Below are 16,942 nucleotides of genomic sequence, written 5' to 3'. Positions count from 1 at the left end.
TTGTGTTGCACAATGGCAACACTATCTTGCTCGGCAAGAAAGGGGCTTATCCAGAATGAACCTCGAGAAATTTACCGACCGCGCCAAGGGCTTCCTGCAGGCGGCGCAGACGATCGCGATCCGCATGAACCACCAGCGGATTTCGCCCGAGCATATCGCTAAAGCACTGCTCGAAGACAATGAAGGCATGGCCGCAGGCCTGATCGCGGAGAGTGGCGGCGACGCCAAGCGCGCGGTCGCCGGCATCGACGCGCTGCTCGCCAAGGTTCCCGCCGTGTCGGGTTCGGGCGCGCAGGCGACCCCCGGCCTCGACAATGACGCGGTGCGCCTGCTCGATCAGGCGGAGCAAGTGGCAAGCAAGGCGGGCGATGGCTATGTCACCGTCGAGCGGCTGCTGCTTGCGATGGTGCTTGCGCCGACCACCCCGGTCGGCAAGGCATTCGCCGAGGCCGGCGTGAAGGCCGACGCCCTCAACACAGCGATCAACGACCTGCGTGGCGGGCGCACCGCCGACACGGCGAGCAGCGAAGACCGCTACGAAGCGCTCAAGAAATTCGCGCGCGATCTCACCGAGGTGGCGCGCGAGGGCAAGCTCGACCCGGTCATCGGCCGCGACGAGGAAATCCGTCGCACCATCCAGATCCTCGCGCGCCGGACCAAGAACAACCCGGTGCTGATCGGCGAACCCGGTGTCGGCAAGACCGCGATCGCCGAAGGCCTCGCGCTGCGCATCACCAACGGTGACGTGCCCGACAGCCTGAAGGACCGCCGCCTGTTGTCGCTCGACATGGGCGCGCTGATCGCGGGCGCCAAATATCGCGGCGAGTTCGAAGAGCGGCTCAAGGGCGTGCTCGACGACGTGAAGGCGGCCGAGGGCGAGATCATCCTCTTCATCGACGAGATGCACACGCTCGTCGGCGCAGGGAAAGGCGAGGGCGCGATGGACGCCTCGAACTTGCTCAAGCCCGCGCTCGCGCGCGGCGAGCTCCACTGCATCGGCGCGACGACACTCGACGAATACCGCAAGCATGTCGAAAAGGACCCCGCACTCCAGCGGCGGTTCCAGCCAGTGTTCGTTGGCGAACCGACGGTCGAGGATTCGATCTCGATCCTCCGCGGGCTCAAGGAAAAATACGAACTCCACCATGGCGTGCGGATCACCGACGCCGCCATCGTCGCTGCGGCGACGCTGTCGAACCGTTATATCTCCGACCGCTTCCTGCCCGACAAGGCGATCGACCTGATGGATGAGGCCGCGAGCCGCATCCGCATGGAAGTCGAATCGAAGCCCGAGGAAATCGAGACGCTCGACCGCCGCATCATCCAGATGAAGATCGAGGAATCGGCGCTGTCGAAGGAAACCGACGCCGCGTCGAAGGATCGTCTCGCGACGTTGCGGGCCGAACTCGCCAATCAGGAACAGCAGTCGGCGGGGCTCACGCAGAAGTGGAAGGCCGAGAAGGACAAGATCCACGCCGAAGCCAAGATCAAGGAAGAGCTCGACGCCGCGCGTTCGGCGCTCGATCAGGCGCAGCGCGCCGGCGACCTCGCGAAGGCGGGCGAGCTATCCTACGGCACGATCCCCGGCCTCGAAAAGCAGCTTGCAGATGCGGAAGCCGCAGCGGGCAATGCGATGCTGCGCGAAGAAGTCACCGCCGACGATATCGCCGCGGTGGTCAGCAAATGGACCGGCATCCCCGTCGACCGGATGATGGAAGGCGAGCGCGAGAAATTGCTTGGCATGGAAGGCACGCTAACGCAGCGCGTCATCGGACAGGACGAAGCCGTCCGCGCCGTCTCGACCGCCGTCCGCCGCGCGCGCGCGGGCCTGCAGGACCCGAACCGCCCGCTCGGCAGCTTCCTCTTCCTTGGCCCGACGGGTGTCGGCAAGACCGAACTCACCAAGGCGCTCGCGCGGTTCCTCTTCGACGACGACAATGCGATGGTCCGCATCGACATGTCCGAATTCATGGAAAAGCACAGCGTCGCGCGGCTGGTCGGCGCCCCCCCGGGCTATGTCGGTTATGAGGAGGGCGGCACGCTCACCGAAGCGGTGCGGCGCAGGCCCTATCAGGTTGTGCTCTTCGATGAGGTCGAAAAAGCGCATCCCGACGTGTTCAATATCCTCTTGCAGGTGCTCGACGACGGGCGCCTCACCGACGGGCAAGGGCGCACGGTCGATTTCACCAACACGCTGATCATCCTGACCTCGAACCTCGGCAGCCAGGCGATCGCGGCGCTTCCCGACGACGCGCCGATCGAACAGGCCGAGCCCGCGGTGATGGAGGTCGTGCGCGCGCATTTCCGGCCTGAGTTCCTCAACCGGCTCGACGAGATCGTGCTCTTCAATCGCCTCGCGCAGCGGCATATGAGCGGCATCGTCGACATCCAGGTCGCCCGCGTCCAGAAACTGCTCGCCGACCGCAAGGTCACGCTCGACCTGACCGACGCCGCGCGTGCGTGGCTCGGGCGCGTCGGCTATGATCCGGTGTACGGCGCAAGGCCGCTGAAGCGCGCGGTGCAGAAATATCTGCAGGACCCGCTCGCCGACCTGATCCTGAAGGGCGAGGTCAAGGACGGGTCGACGATCAAGGTCGACGAAGGCGACGGGGCGCTGGTACTAATGTCGAGGTAAGAATGGGGTAAGTTGGTGGAACCATGGATGCGGCTCGATGCTGCCGCGGAAAAATGCATCGACCAACATCGTTATGCGAATGCCGCGGACCTACTCCGGCAGGCTGTGGCACTCAATCCTGATCATGCCGACGGCTGGTTCAATCTTGGTTATGCTCTTCGTCAATTGCGTGCCTACCCCGAGGCATTACGTGCTTATGATGAGGCCATAAGGCGAAACGTCGTCGACCCCGAGGCCGCCCACGTCAACCGGGCGGCCATCCTGTCCGAATATCTCGAACAGATTGATGAGGCCGAACAGGAACTGCACACCGCAATCGCGTTGGATCCCGGCTATCTTCCCGCATGGCTCAATCTCGGCAGCCTGATGGAAGACGCCGGGAACGCCGATGCCGCGGCAACGGCGTATCATGAAGCATCGCGGATTGCGCCCGGCAACGGCCGCGCGCGCGCGCGACTGTCCGCAATCCGCGTCCACAGAGGCGAGGGTGCGGCGGCAATCAACGACCTCGAACAAGGGCTGCGCCTGGGCGTCGACAGCGAAGACGACCGGGCGGAACTGCTTTTCGCCCTTGGCAACGCGCTAGACGCGGAAGGGCGATATTCTCAGGCCTTTGCCGTGATCACCGAGGCAAATGCCATAACTGCTGCTCTTCGTCCCGCTGCCCTGCAGTATAACCGGCGAGCGCAAGAACAACTCGTTGACGATCTCATTGCGCAGTTTCCCGTCCGGCCCGATCGGGTCGCGGACGATGTTGACGTCGGCATGATTTTCGTTTGCGGGATGTTCCGTTCGGGATCGACCGTGATCGAACAATTGCTCGGGCGCCATCCGCTGATCCAGATCGGTGGAGAGCTTGAGCTCATTCCGGCCATGGTGCACGACCACCTTCTGCCCTACCCGTCCGCCTTGCGGAATGTCGGTGCAGAAAAGTTGCAACATCTGCGTGAACAATATTTGGCCCGGGTACGATCAAATTTCCCTTTAGCGCGTTATGTCACCGATAAACGACCTGACAATTTCATTCACATCGGACTGATCAAGACGTTATTTCCGGACGCCAAAATCATCCATACGCGGCGAAATATGCGCGACAATATATTGTCTGCATTTTTCCTGAATTTTGCAGAATCGATTAACTACGCCGATCGAATCGAGGATCTTGTCCACTATGCGGTCCAATATCGCCGCCTGTTGGCGCACTGGCAGACGGTGTTTGGCGAAGACATCGTCGTCGTCGACTATGACCTTATGGTTCGAGATCCCGATGCCATTATGGCTGCCGCATTTCGCGAGCTGGGGCTTGGCGTTCCCGGACATGCTTTGGCGGATGCCGGCGGCTCCTCGATCATTCGTACGCCGAGCAACTGGAAAGCCCGCTCAGCCGTTAACAGCAAATCCTCCGGGCGCTGGAAAAACTACGCCGACGCGCTCGGATCCGCCGTCGCAAAATTAGGCGAAGCTCCGGAATAGCGTTATTTTTGCATAGCGTAGAATTCGGTGAGAAGTTCACACTCACGTTCCGACAGATGGGGATTCCATACGTCGAAGATTAGCACCAGGCGGTTCTCCCCACTGCGATTGACGGCCTCGTGCTCGATCGTGTCGTCGAAAGCAAACGCCTCCCCTTCCGTCCAGGCGCGCGTCTCGCCGCCCACGCGAAATTCGCATCCGGGCGGAACCACGAGCGGCAGGTGAATGATAGCGCGGGTGTTGGTTACGCCGGTATGCGGCGGAATATGAGCCCCGGGCTTGAGCATGGAGAAAAAGGCCGAGGGCGCCTTGCCCGGAATCGGTGCGAGCGGGGCACGCGAAAGAGCAGCGGCAGTTGCAGGGCAACGGTCGAGCACCCGTTGGTTCGGCGTGCCATATTCCCATAGAAAACAGGCACTCCAATCGAGTGAACCATCGAGCCCGGTCCATTTGCTATCGGGTGAGCCTTCGTCCATCCGCACATAAGGTCGCAAATCGTTCCCGCCCTCGTCGAATAGTGCGAGTCCTTCGCGCCGAATGTCGGAAGTCGCCGCTTCAATATCGGAAAACCAAGGGAACAAACGTCTGTCAAAATATTCGTCGGCCGGAAGGAAGGGGTAGTAGAGTCCGTGGCATTCGTTTCGATAAACGCCTTTGCGCCCAAGCACGATGTCGAGGCAGCGATTGAAACGACGCATGTCGGGATCGGCAGCACGGTCGGCACCGAAATTATCGTCATAGCGATCCGCCAGGTCGCTTGTATGCCGAGCCATAAAAGCCTGGCCGCGCTGGATGGCATCCAGGACAGGCGGTGGTGCATCCGGTATCTGACGCGCGACCTGAATTACGGCGTTCCATGCTACGACGGCATCGCCCTCTTTGCCCGAACGCTCTTCAAGTTCGGCCTTTCGAAGCAACGCCGTGAGTTGAAAGCGATCATTTGCAAGGGCACGATCCAATGCCGCGCGTTCTCCTTCGACGTCTTCCAACCCACGCTGGGCTGTCGCAAGATTGATCCACAATATCGGTTCTTTGGGATCATGATTCGCAGCTTTGGTGAAATAGCCCGCAGCCTCCGCCCACGCACCATCTTGCAGATGGCACATGCCGCGCGCGTTGAGCAGTTGGGGATCGTCCGGTGCCAGGCGAAGCGCGGCGTCAAGATGCAGAACCTCCGCGATGCGGTCGCCCCGACGGCGGGCATCGGCTATCTTGGCAATGTGTGACTGGACTTCTGCGGCAGGCTCTGTCAGGCTCATGCTTGATCATAGCGCATGTTTCGGCGCAAAGCAGCAGAGATTGAAACACGAATGACCGATCGAATTCTGGCGATGCCGGAGCCGCTCGGCCCAGAATGGTTGGCGCACCGTTTCGATGAAAGCAGCCGCGCTTTTCGCTTCATTTCCTGCAGCCGGGAGGAACGTGCTTCGGTTCCATTCTTGACCGACGACTATTTGCCCCCTCGCGAATGGCAGTCGCTCTCGCAGCGGGATATACAAGCGTTTCGCCAACAGGCCCCGCTGCATTTCATCTTTCATTCCGGCTTTTGTTGCTCGACACTGCTAGGCAAGTGTTTCGATCTCCCCGGCTTAGCCAGCAGTTTCAGCGAACCATTGATCCTGAACGACATTGTGGGCTGGCGCCTGCGCGGCGCCCCTGCGGACGGCGTCGCCATGGCATTGGCGGACGCACTACGACTGCTCGGTCGCCCGTTCCCCGGCGATCACGCAACCATTGTAAAGCCATCGAACATCCTCAACGGCCTCGCGATGGTCATGTTGGCGATCCAGCCATCGGCCAAAGCGGTCGTGATGCACGCCCCGCTGGAAGATTTCCTGATATCAATCGCGAAAAAGGGTCTTGATGGGCGGCGCTGGGCGCGCACCTTATTCGTCAAACTGCGCGCGCAAGGCTGCGTTCAATCGCTCGGCTTCAGCGATACAGATTTTTTCGAACAGACCGATTTGCAGATCGCGGCGATGGCCTGGCTCGCGCAGCAAAGCCTGTTCGGGGCGCTGATTGCGAACCATCCCGATCGAGTGCGGTCACTCGACAGCGGCACCTTCATGTCAGAGACGCAGCAAACCGTTCGCGATGTGGCAATGCATTTCAATCTTGATCTGTCAAATGCCCAGCTTGCATCCATTGTAGCTGGCGCGCTCACGCGCGATTCCAAAAGCGGACAACGTTTCGATGCGGCTGATCGCGCGGCGGAATATGGGCGGATGCGGCCAATTTACGGAGGCGAGATCGAAAAGGTTACGGCTTGGACTCACGAGGTCGCTGCCGCTCGCGATATAGCGATGCGCTTACCGGCCGCGATCGCGGCCTGACGGCATACCCTCCACAAATCCACGGACTTTCGTTTCGGCTGAGCCGATGCCTGGCTATTCACCGACCGCTCTACGCTCAACCGTCACGGGCCCGATATATTTCCAAGACAAAATAAAAAGGGCGGATCCGCAGATCCGCCCTTCCTATGCATTGCCTTCCGACTGAATCAGAAGCGCAGGCGTGCCGTGGCGCTGTAGCGGCGACCGACCACGTCGTACGTCGACGGGAAGGTGTTGCCGCTGCCGGCCGTTGTCGTGCCCGCCTGGTTGCCGACGAGCGGCGGCTTCTTGTCGAGCAGGTTGAACGCGGTCAGCGTCAGGTCGAAGTTATCCGTCACTGCAAAACGCGTCGTCAGATCGAAATAATCGTACGACGGAATGCGGTTCAGGTTGACCTGCTTACCGACGAGCGGACCGATACCCGTGATCGCGCCTTCGAACAGTTCGTCATCCGTTCCGATGAACTCATATTTGAAGCTCGAGATGTGACGCCACAGCAGCGAGATGTCGATCTTGTCGAAGCTCAGCGTGGTGCGCTGGCTCCAGCTCCACTTCGGCTGAAGCTGGCCAACAGACAGACCGCAGTTCGCGCTGTAGATGCCCGGGCAGTTCGTGCCATAACCGGTGGTCGGCGAGGCCGCGAACTTCGCGCTCTTCGTATAGTTGCCCGAGAAGTTAAGCGCCAGATCGGCAAAACCGATGTTGCGCTTGTAGTTCGCGACCAGGTCGAAACCATCGGTGAGCAAACGCCCCGCGTTGGTCAGAGGCGCCGGCAGGCCGGGAGTCGTCGCGGGGGAACCGCTCAGACGGCTCGAAGCCGGGTTGCGACGGATGGCCGTGCAAGCCGGGTCGGCCGCCGAAGCTGCCGTGATGCTATCAAAGCAAGCGCTGATGATGTCATCGGGCAGAGGCGCGGTGATCGCATTCGTCACCTTGATGCGGTAATAGTCGAACGACAGCGTAAAGCCGGGGACCAGATCGCGCGGCGTCAGCACAACACCGACCGTCAGGGTCTTCGCCGTTTCAGGCTTCAGATTGGTGTTGCCACCACCCGTCACGTTCGCCTGACCCGAAGCCGGATCGGCGATCGTGCCGCGCGCAGCCGGATTTGCGCCCTGCGCGAGACAGACGGCCCACAAGTCATTCTGCGCGCCCGTGTTCGGGCCACCGACGGTGCCGGGCTTCGTACCCGAGCAGGGATCGGTAGCCAGGTTCGTCAGACCGGTGCTGGTCGGCGCGAACAATTCGCCGATGTTCGGCGCGCGAACAGCCTTCTGATAGTTGCCACGGAACTTGATCGCATCTGCCGGAGCCCAGTTCACACCGACCTTCCAGCTCGTCGCGTTGAAGCTCGGCTTGTTCGGAGCAGCCACCTCATAGTGCGAATAGCGGATGCCGCCTTCGAGCGTCAGTTCGTCAAAGAAGGGCTTGTCGCTGACGAGGGGGATGATCAACTCGCCGAACGCCTCGGTCGCGTTGTAGCCGCCCTCGAACGGAACGACCGCACCGCCGGCGCCGCCCAGTTCGCCCGGAACCTGCGCCAGGTTGTCGGGGCGCTGCGCCGCGAAATAGTCGCGATATTCGCCACCGATCGCGAACGACACTTCCTCGCTCGCCCAGGGAAGGGCGAAGCCGGTCGAACCCGAAAGCACGCCATGAACCTGTGCCAGCGACGAATATTGCTGGATCGAACTGGTAAGACCGCCGACGAATGCGCCCATTTCAGGCGTAATGCTGCCGAGACCGCCGAAGATGTTCAACGGGACACAGCCGCCCGAGGGGTCGGTACAGGTCGTGGCGTCGACGGCGTCAAGGGCCTGGATCACGCGCGATTTCGCGACATAGCCGGAACGGGTTTCGGTATTTTCCGATTCGCCGTACGCGCCATAGATGTCGAACGAGATCTTGTCCGTGATATTGAAGGTCGCACCGGCCTTCATGTCGAAGATGTTGGTGACGTAGCGCGACTTGCGCGGCCCAAGCTCAACCGAACGACGATATACGGCACCCAAGGGGATCGCCGTATTGTTGTTACAAGACGCCCCCAGCGCAATGCCCGAGAAGGTGCAGAGCTGATCGCGGATGCCGGCCGGCAGGAACGGGTTGTTGCCAGCAACGGTGAGTTCTTCGCCGAAGATACCCGAGGAAGCGATTTCCGTGTCGACAGTGTTCTTCGAGAACAGGCCGCGACCGTAGACGGTCACGCTATCCGACACGTCATAGCGCGCTTCACCGTACATGTTGAAGCGACGATAGGGCGTGATGTAGATGTTCGCCGGGTTGAAGTTGTAGAGCGAATATTGCGGCACCAGGCTCTGCCCGTCGGGGCCGATCTGCATGTTGTTGGTCTGACCCGGGATCGCAAACGAAGTCGGCGAAGCCGTCGGCGAGTCACCACCGCAAGCACCCGAGAAGGAGTTGATAACGCACTGGCCCTGCGGACGGGCACCGAAAAGCAGCTTGTCGGCTTCGGTATAACCAAGAGACAAAACCGCATTACCGCGGCCGTCGTCGAAGTTCGCGCCGATAACGAGATCGGTGCTGAACAGATTGGCATCGCCGCGCTCGCTGAGCTGTTGAGTCGCCGACAGGTCGATACCTGCAAAGTCGCGCTTGGTGATGAAGTTGACGACACCGGTCACGGCGTCCGCGCCATAGGTCGTCGAAGCGCCACCGGTCAGGACGTCGACGCGTTCGATCAGCGCGACCGGGATATTGTTGAGGTCGACCGCACCGAAGGTGCTCGACGGCACGATGCGGGTCGAATTGAGCATGACGAGGTTGCGCTGCGCGCCCAGGCCGCGAAGATCGACACGCGACGAACCGACCGAGCCGTTGTTCACGTTCGAACCGAGGTTCGCAACGACGCCGGGGGTTTCACGAAGCAGCAGCTCGGCGCTCGTCGACTGACGCAGCCTGATTTCGTCTTCGGTGGTGACGTTGACCGGCGAGGCCGATTCAAGATTCGGGTTACGGATGAGCGAGCCGGTGACGACGATTTCCGACTGTGCGGCACCTTCTTCGGCGGCGTCCTGCGCAAAGGCAGGAGCCGAAACCAGGGCGACGCTCAATACGAGCGGCGCAGCGCCTAGTCTCAGCTTGGAATATTGGGTTTTCTTCACAGTGCAGTCCCTTGCTACTGGTGGATTGAATTACCCGGACGCCCCCGCGCGGCAGGCCAAGGCCGACGCGCACAGATGCCCCGATAGCGTGCGGGATGTAACTTCGTTCATGTCGAGTAAAGCAAATTCCCGGCGCAATCGGCGGTTTCGGAAGCCATTGTGACGTATTTGCAACAAACGCGGAAATCCGCGAAATACAATATGCTGCAGCGCGTCATTCGCGACATATTGTTTCAACGGTTACGAATTCGTGCTTGGGGTGAGCCGGGGCTCAGCCGCCGATCGGTCCCGCGAGCTTGCCCGGATCAAGCCGCGCGTCGCGCCATTTCAGCCCCCAGTGCATATGCGGTCCCGTCGCGCGTCCAGTCCGCCCCACCGTACCCAGCCGCTGCCCCTGCACAACCCGGTCGCCGACCTTCACGTCAAGCCGCTGGCAATGGAGGAAGGCGCTGCTGAGCCCCATGCCATGATCGATGATCAGCAGATTGCCCTCGAGCGTGAAGGGGGCGCTCGCGGCAAGCACGACGATACCGTCGGCGGGCGCCACAAAGGGCGTTCCGGCCGGCACCGCGACGTCGGTGCCGCTGTGATAGCTGCCCGGCTTGCCCTGATAGACACGCTGCGACCCGAAAAGTCCCGACAGGCGCCCCGTCACCGGCCAGCGGAATGTCTGCCGCCAACCGTCCGAATCGATCTGCATGTTCCGCGCTGCGGCGATCTGCGCGAGTTCGGCGGGGCGGCGGCGCTCGAAATCGGCGTCGTTCGCCGCGCTGCCGCGATAGGGCGCGTTGATATGTTCGAGCCGCCAGCGGCCGGCGGCGACCGCGATGATGCGCTCGACCTCGCGCCCATCGGCGAGCGTCGCAACCAGCCGCGCGCTTGCCCCGGCATCGCGGTCGAAAGCGATCAGGAAGCGGCCGTCGCCGGCGAGCGGAATCGCCTTGCCATCGAGGGTGAGCGCACGCGTGTCGCCGGGCACCTGCCCCATCATCACCGCGCCCTGTTCGGCGAGCCCGGCCAGCGTGAAGCCCGGACGGACAGGCGCGCCCGGCGGCGCGGGCGGCGACGGCGGCGCGGCGACGGGCTGAACCGCCGGCCGCGGCGCGGGCGTAGCTTCGGTCTCTGCGGCCGGAACGCAGCCGACGGCAACGATCAGGAGCGCAAGCGTCGCTCCCTGCCGCAGCCCGTCGGCCCCGACCCTCATGCCTTGCGTACGGCGTCCAGTTCGGCCTGCACCGATATCTCGGCGGTGGCATAGGGCTCCTGCCGCGCGACCGACCAATAACGCAGCTCGTCGAGCCCGATCGGCGCGCCGCTAACCGCGCACAGCACATGGTCGCCGGGCGCCAGGACGCGGAACCCGTTCGGTCCATATTGCAGGCGGGCAAGGCGGTTGCGGCTGGCGATCAACATGATTCTCTATCCATTCGGCGGTACGTTGTTGCCGCGACTATAACAGCATCGCGCCGCGCAGCCACCCCCGGTCCCTTGGCTAAGCTCAGAAGAGCTCACCCTGCCCCCGCCTGGGCTCAGCAGGCGGCGTTTTGAGCGCCGGCTTCGGCGTCACAGGAGGCGCCGTACCATCGCCACCGACCGCGACCGGCACCTCGCCGTCGGCGAACTGCAGCTGCAAATGCCCGGCAGCGCGCGCCTTCGCCGCCGTCGTGACGATCGCGCCTCCGCCATCGCGCACCATCGCATAACCGCGCGACAGCAGCGCACGCGGGTCAAGCGAAACAAGCAACCGTCCCAGCCCTTCGAGCAGCGCCCGGTCGCGGTCCCAGCGCCGCGCGAGCAACGCAGGGCGCAGCGCGGCACCACGCGTCGCAAGCCGCTCCGAAATCACAGCGAGCCGGTGGCGCTGGCTGCGGTCGAGCCGATCGCCGGCATCGTCAAGCCGCTGGCGCTGCGGCGCATAGAGCGCATCGCGTTTCGGCAAATGTCGTGCCAGCGCGGTGAGCCGCTCGCCTGCCAGTGCCTGATGCCGGTTCGCCGCCCCGATGATCCGCCCGTTCCACGTTGCAAGCTGGGCCTGCAGTTCGGCGCGCACCGGCACCGCCATTTCGGCCGCCGCGGTAGGGGTCGGCGCGCGCACATCGGCGGCATAGTCGGCGAGCGTCACGTCGGTCTCGTGCCCCACCGCGCTGATCGTCGGGATGCGGCAATCGGCGATCGCGCGCACGACGACCTCCTCGTTGAACGCCCACAGATCCTCGATCGACCCGCCGCCGCGTGCGACGATCACCAGGTCGGGGCGCGGCACGGCGCCGCCGGCTTCGATGGCGTCGAAGCCGCGGATCGCATTGGCGACCTGCCCCGCCGCGCCGTCGCCCTGCACCAGCACCGGCCAGACGATCACATGCGTCGGACAGCGGTCGGCGAGACGATGAAGGATATCTCGGATCACCGCACCCGTGGGCGACGTCACGACGCCGATCGTGCGCGGCAGATAGGGCAGGCGGTCATATTTGCGCTCGCGGTCGAACAGCCCTTCGGCACCGAGCCGCGCCTTCAATTTTTCGAAGAGCAGCATCAACGCACCCTCGCCCGCGACCTCGAGCGTATCGACGACGAGCTGATATTTCGACCGCCCCGGATAGGTCGTGAGCTTGCCGGTCGCGATCACCTCGATCCCGTCCTCTGGCCTGAAGGCGAGCCGCCCCGCCTGCCCCTTCCACATCACCATGTCGATCAGCGCATTGTCGTCTTTCAGCGCCGCGTAGAAATGTCCCGACGCCGCGCGTTTGGTCCCCGACAATTCACCCCGCACGCGCACGCGCGCGAAGCCGTCCTCGACGGTACGCTTGATCGCTGCCGATAACTGGCTGACCGACAGCGCCGGTGCATTGTCGCCGGGCGCCGCCTCGGCTAACAGCCGCGCTTCGGTGCCATCGTCGGACGCCGTATCGGGAAAAGGGACTGACATGAATATCCTGCTGGTCGGATCGGGGGGCCGCGAACATGCGCTCAGCTGGCAGTTGGCACAATCGCCAAGCTGCGCCAAGCTCTATGCCGCACCAGGCAATCCGGGGATCGAGGCGCACGCCGAATGCGTCGCCATCGCCGCCGATGATCTCGATGGCCTGATCGCGTTCGTGAAGGCGCATGCGATCGATTTCGTCGTCGTCGGCCCCGAAGCCCCGCTCGTCGCGGGCCTCGCCGACCGGCTGCGAGAGATCGGCGTCCCCGCGTTCGGCCCCGGCGCCGCCGCAGCGCGGCTCGAAGGCTCGAAGGGCTTCACCAAGGATCTGTGCGCGCGCGCCGGCATCCCGACCGCCGCCTATGTCCGCTGCACCGGCGCCGAAGAAGCGCTCGCGGTGCTCGAAGGCTTTTCGATCCCCGTCGTGATCAAGGCCGACGGCCTCGCCGCCGGCAAGGGCGTGATCATCGCCGAAACAATTGAAGACGCCGAAGCCGCGATCGACGACATGTTCGACGGCGCCTTTGGCAGCGCGGGCGCCGAGGTGGTGATCGAGGAATTTATGACCGGCGAGGAAGCGAGCTTCTTCGCGCTCTCCGACGGCAGCGACGTGATCGCCTTCGGCAGCGCGCAGGACCACAAGCGCGTCGGCGACGGCGACATAGGGCCGAACACCGGCGGCATGGGCGCCTACAGCCCCGCCCCCGTGCTCACCGCCGATCTTGAAGCCGCGGTGATGGACCGCATCATCCGCCCGACGGTCGCGACGCTCGCCGCCGACGGCACGCCCTATATCGGCGTGCTGTTCGCGGGGCTGATGCTCACCGATGCCGGGCCGAAGCTGATCGAATATAACGCCCGCTTCGGCGATCCCGAATGCCAGGTGCTGATGATGCGCTATGCCGGCGACCTTGCCGCGCTACTCCACGCGGCGTCGACCGGCGCGCTCGCCGGCGCCGCCCCGCCCGCTTTCGCCAGCGATTATGCGCTGACCGTCGTGATGGCCGCGAACGGCTATCCCGCCACCCCCGAAAAGGGCGGCGCGATCCACGGCATCGCCGACGCCGAAGCGGGCGGTGTGCGGGTCTTCCACGCCGGCACGGCACGCAACGACGGCCATATCGTCGCCGCGGGCGGGCGCGTGCTCAACGTCACCGCGACGGGGCGCACCTTGACCGAGGCGCAGACGCATGCCTACGCCGCCGTCGACAAGCTCGATTTCAAGACCGGCTTCTGCCGCCGTGATATCGGCTGGCGCGAGGTCGCGCGCGAAGCAGAGTGAACTTTCCTGCGAGGAATTTCATGGTGGCCCATTCGTTAAGGTAGACCCGGCACATAAGCCCGCATAGGCTTGCCGAAAATCACAAGCGGAGAAGATCATGACCTGGCTTCAGGAAAACTGGATTATCGCGGTCGTCGGCCTCGTCGTTGCCGTTGTGCTGCTGTGGTGGCTGTTCGGACGCTCGAAACCCGAAGAGATCGCGCGCCCGACCGTCGAACCCACGAAACCCGCGAAGCCGCTCGAACCGGTAAAGCCCGAGATCATCGCCGCCGAACCTGCGCGCTTCAAGCCGATCGAGCCCAAGCCGCAGCCCGTTGCCCCCGCAGCCCCGCAGCCGGCACCCGAACCGGTCGCCAAGGCTGCGCCGCCGGCGCCCAAGCCTGCGCCCACTCCAAAGCCCGCGCCTGTTGCCGAGCCGGTTGCCAAAGCCGCGCCCCCGGCGCCCAAGCCTGCTGCGAAGCCGAAGGCCGCTGCAAAACCTGCTACGAAGAAACCCACGGCCAAGGAACCGGCAGCGAAACCCGCTGCACAGCCCGCGGCAAAGACGGCAACCAAGCCCGCAACCAAAAAGGCGGCCAAACCGGCGCCCGCCAAGGCAGCTGTTGCCATCCCCGAAGAACCGACCGTTCCGCCGCCGCCCGCAGTAAAGCCCGCTTCGCCAGCGCCCAAAACCGGCCCCGACAATCTGCAACTGCTAAAGGGTGTCGGCCCCAAGCTCGCCGTGCTGCTGAACGGCCTCGACGTCACCAGCTTCCGGCAGATCGCCGACTGGACCGACGCCGACGTCGCGCGAATCGACCCGCAGCTCGGCGCCTTCCAGGGCCGCATCGCACGCGACAATATCGTCGACCAGGCGGGCTATCTCGCACGCGGCGACAAGGCCGGCTTCGAAGCGAAATATGGGGCGCTCGGCGGGGAGCTCTAGCCGCCCTCGCCTTCGTCCCTCGGCTTGCGCACCTCACTGACCAGCAGCTTGTCGATCTTGCGCCCGTCCATGTCGACGATCTCGAAACGCCAGCCCTTGTCGGTGAAGCGCTCACCTTCCTTGGGCAGATGCTTGAGGATCGCGAGCGCGTGGCCCGCGGCGGTCGCATAGTCGCGGTCGTCGCCGAGTTCGATCCCCAGCCGTTCGGCCATCTGGTCGGCGGGCATCGACCCCGCGATCAGCAGGCTGCCGTCCTCGCGCTCGACGACGAACGGTTCGCTGCCGATGTCCTGATCCGACGCGAATTCGCCGGCGATCGCCGCGAGCAGGTCGGCGGGGGTCACCAGCCCTTCGAAATGACCATATTCGTCGTGGACGAAGAGCATCGGCACATCGGCGGCGCGCAAGGCTTCGAGCGCGTCCATCGCGTCGATCTGGTCGTGGATCACTTTGGCCGGCCGCATCAATTGTTCCAGGTCGAGCGTCTCGCCCTGGAACAGCGCCGCGGCGATGTCGCGCGCCTGCACGACACCGACGATATCGTCGACCGACCCGCGGGCGACGGGCAAACGGCTGTGCGGCGTTTCGACCAGCTTGTCGCGCACGCCGCGCGCGTCGAGCGAGACATCGACCCAGTCGACATCCTTGCGCGGGGTCATCACCTCGCGCACCGGCCGATCGGCAAGGCGCACGACGCCCGAGATGATCGCGCGTTCGCTTTCCTCGATCACCCCCGATTTCGACGCCTCGGCGACGATCAGGTGCAATTCCTCGGCGGTCACGCGATCTTCCGATTCGCGTTTGAGCCCGAGCAGGCGAAAGACGAGCGCCGAGCTCGCGTCGAGCAACCACACGAGCGGCGCGCCGATTTTCGACAGCCACAGCATCGGCAGCGCCATGAAAATGGCGATCGGTTCGGGCGCGCGCAGGGCAAACTGCTTGGGCACCAGCTCCCCCGCGATCAGCGAGAAATAGGTGGTCACCGCGATGACGACGGCGAAACCCGCGGCGCGCGCATTTTCGGCGTCGAGCCCGAACATCGCCTGCAACCGCTCGCCGACCGGTCCGCCGAGGCTCGCGCCCGAATAGGCGCCCGCAAGAATGCCGATCAGCGTGATGCCCACCTGAACTGTCGACAGGAAACGGCCGGGGTCGGCGGCGAGCTGGCGCGCGACGGCGGCGCCGCGGCTGCCGCGCTTTTCGGCCGCCTGCAAACGCGGTCCGCGCGCCGAGACGATCGCCAGTTCGGAAAGCGCGAAGACACCGTTCAAAAGGATCAGGACGGCGATGATCGCAACGTCGGACCAGGGAAAGGGGGTCATTGGGCGGTCGTACGGCGCGTCAGCGCCCGGCCCCTGTCAGCGTCGGTCATTTCTCCCCTATAAGCGAAAGGCGCCGCATTGCACAATGGCACGCGCCTGAACGTCCGGCTCAGCCGCCATTCAGGCGAATTTTGGAACCAGATCGCCGGCTATATGTTATCGGCAAGGAAGGGCGGCATGCGATGGATCAGACGCATCCGCCGGATAAAGGGAGCGAAAAGATGAACAGCAAGACGATCAAGCTCACCATTTTGACGAGCATCGGCGCGATCGCGCTGACGGGCTGCGTCACCGATCCTGTGACCGGGGAACGAAAGATATCGAAGGCCGCGATCGGCGGCGTTGGCGGTGCGCTCGGCGGCTATCTGCTCGGCGACCTGATCGGCGGGCGCAACAGCCGGACCGAGGAAATCGTCGGGGCGGGCATCGGCGCGGTCGCCGGCGCGGGCGCCGGCTATTATATGGACCAGCAGGAAAAGAAGCTGCGCGAACGCACCGCGGGCACCGGCATCGATGTCGAGCGCCAGGGCGACCAGCTCGTGCTCAACATGCCCGGCGACGTGACCTTCGACCTCAACAGCGCGATGGTGAAGTCGCAATTCCGCAGCGCGCTCGACGGCGTCGCCACGACACTGGCCGAATATCCGAGCACCTATATCGACGTCTACGGCCATACCGATTCGACCGGCAGCGACACCTATAATCAGGGACTGTCCGAACGCCGCGCCGCATCGGTCGCCGACTATCTGGGCGGCCGCGGCATCCAGCGCGCGCGCATGGCGACGCTCGGCTATGGCGAATCGCAGCTCAAATGCTCGCCCGAACGCGGCGAGGCCGATTATCAGTGCAACCGCCGCGTCGAAATCCGCATCGCGCCGGTGACGCAGGCCGACGTCAACGCGGCGCAGTAAGATTTTCCATTCCCGTGGA

12 protein-coding genes are annotated in these 16,942 nt (G+C 63.9%); 6 read left to right on the top strand and 6 right to left on the bottom strand.

The genetic code is table 11. The features are described 5' to 3' along the window. Positions 1 to 55: 55 nt before the first annotated feature. Both clpB and ASD73_RS19970 read left to right on the top strand, forming a co-directional pair. On the top strand, positions 56 to 2,635 hold the full coding sequence (gene clpB, locus ASD73_RS19975; RefSeq protein ID WP_056367598.1) for an ATP-dependent chaperone ClpB: 2,580 nt from the start codon (positions 56 to 58) through the stop codon (positions 2,633 to 2,635). A 27-nt stretch (positions 2,636 to 2,662) separates the two neighbouring features. Further along, complete coding sequence (locus ASD73_RS19970; protein ID WP_056367597.1) at positions 2,663 to 4,108, top strand: tetratricopeptide repeat-containing sulfotransferase family protein; 1,446 nt, start codon at positions 2,663 to 2,665, stop codon at positions 4,106 to 4,108. A 2-nt stretch (positions 4,109 to 4,110) separates the two neighbouring features. Here ASD73_RS19970 and ASD73_RS19965 read toward each other — a convergent pair whose 3' ends face one another. After that, positions 4,111 to 5,367 (bottom strand): aspartyl/asparaginyl beta-hydroxylase domain-containing protein, encoded by a 1,257-nt coding sequence (locus tag ASD73_RS19965; protein ID WP_200934989.1) that lies wholly within the window; start codon positions 5,365 to 5,367, stop codon positions 4,111 to 4,113. A gap of 51 nt (positions 5,368 to 5,418) precedes the next feature. On the opposite strand from ASD73_RS19965, the gene ASD73_RS19960 reads away from it, so the two are divergent. Further along, on the top strand, positions 5,419 to 6,441 hold the full coding sequence (locus tag ASD73_RS19960; RefSeq protein ID WP_056367596.1) for a hypothetical protein: 1,023 nt from the start codon (positions 5,419 to 5,421) through the stop codon (positions 6,439 to 6,441). A gap of 167 nt (positions 6,442 to 6,608) precedes the next feature. Here ASD73_RS19960 and ASD73_RS19955 read toward each other — a convergent pair whose 3' ends face one another. The 4 genes from ASD73_RS19955 to xseA form a co-directional block, all read right to left on the bottom strand. Next, positions 6,609 to 9,563 carry a TonB-dependent receptor domain-containing protein gene (locus ASD73_RS19955; RefSeq protein WP_056367594.1) on the bottom strand — a complete coding sequence of 985 codons (2,955 nt, stop codon included), beginning with the start codon at positions 9,561 to 9,563 and terminating at the stop codon, positions 6,609 to 6,611. A 271-nt stretch (positions 9,564 to 9,834) separates the two neighbouring features. Continuing rightward, positions 9,835 to 10,767, bottom strand: coding sequence for a M23 family metallopeptidase (locus ASD73_RS19950; protein ID WP_056367592.1), 933 nt, complete (start codon positions 10,765 to 10,767; stop codon positions 9,835 to 9,837). Continuing rightward, positions 10,764 to 10,976, bottom strand: a complete 213-nt coding sequence (locus tag ASD73_RS19945) for a DUF2093 domain-containing protein (RefSeq protein WP_056367591.1) — start codon at positions 10,974 to 10,976, stop codon at positions 10,764 to 10,766. The genes ASD73_RS19950 and ASD73_RS19945 overlap by 4 nt, the downstream gene beginning before the upstream one ends. Positions 10,977 to 11,061: 85 nt before the next feature. Next, the gene (gene xseA, locus ASD73_RS19940) at positions 11,062 to 12,489 is read right to left on the bottom strand and encodes an exodeoxyribonuclease VII large subunit (RefSeq protein WP_056367589.1); all 1,428 of its coding nucleotides are present in this window, start codon (positions 12,487 to 12,489) and stop codon (positions 11,062 to 11,064) included. On the opposite strand from xseA, the gene purD reads away from it, so the two are divergent. After that, complete coding sequence (purD, locus tag ASD73_RS19935) at positions 12,488 to 13,765, top strand: phosphoribosylamine--glycine ligase (RefSeq protein WP_056367587.1); 1,278 nt, start codon at positions 12,488 to 12,490, stop codon at positions 13,763 to 13,765. The two genes, xseA and purD, sit on opposite strands and share 2 nt — an antisense overlap. A gap of 97 nt (positions 13,766 to 13,862) precedes the next feature. After that, positions 13,863 to 14,690 carry a hypothetical protein gene (locus ASD73_RS23340; protein ID WP_056367585.1) on the top strand — a complete coding sequence of 276 codons (828 nt, stop codon included), beginning with the start codon at positions 13,863 to 13,865 and terminating at the stop codon, positions 14,688 to 14,690. Here ASD73_RS23340 and ASD73_RS19925 read toward each other — a convergent pair. Continuing rightward, the gene (locus tag ASD73_RS19925) at positions 14,687 to 16,012 is read right to left on the bottom strand and encodes a hemolysin family protein (RefSeq protein WP_056367583.1); all 1,326 of its coding nucleotides are present in this window, start codon (positions 16,010 to 16,012) and stop codon (positions 14,687 to 14,689) included. The genes ASD73_RS23340 and ASD73_RS19925 overlap by 4 nt on opposite strands. Positions 16,013 to 16,233: 221 nt before the next feature. On the opposite strand from ASD73_RS19925, the gene ASD73_RS19920 reads away from it, so the two are divergent. Then, positions 16,234 to 16,923: an OmpA family protein gene (locus tag ASD73_RS19920; protein WP_056368217.1), complete on the top strand. Its 690-nt coding sequence runs from the start codon at positions 16,234 to 16,236 to the stop codon at positions 16,921 to 16,923. The last annotated feature ends 19 nt before the right edge of the window (positions 16,924 to 16,942 follow it).

The organism is Sphingopyxis sp. Root154, assembly GCF_001427105.1.
Classification (GTDB): domain Bacteria; phylum Pseudomonadota; class Alphaproteobacteria; order Sphingomonadales; family Sphingomonadaceae; genus Sphingopyxis.
The sequence above is the reverse complement of the archived record's forward strand: the minus strand, read 5'-3'. Positions and strand labels throughout refer to the sequence as shown.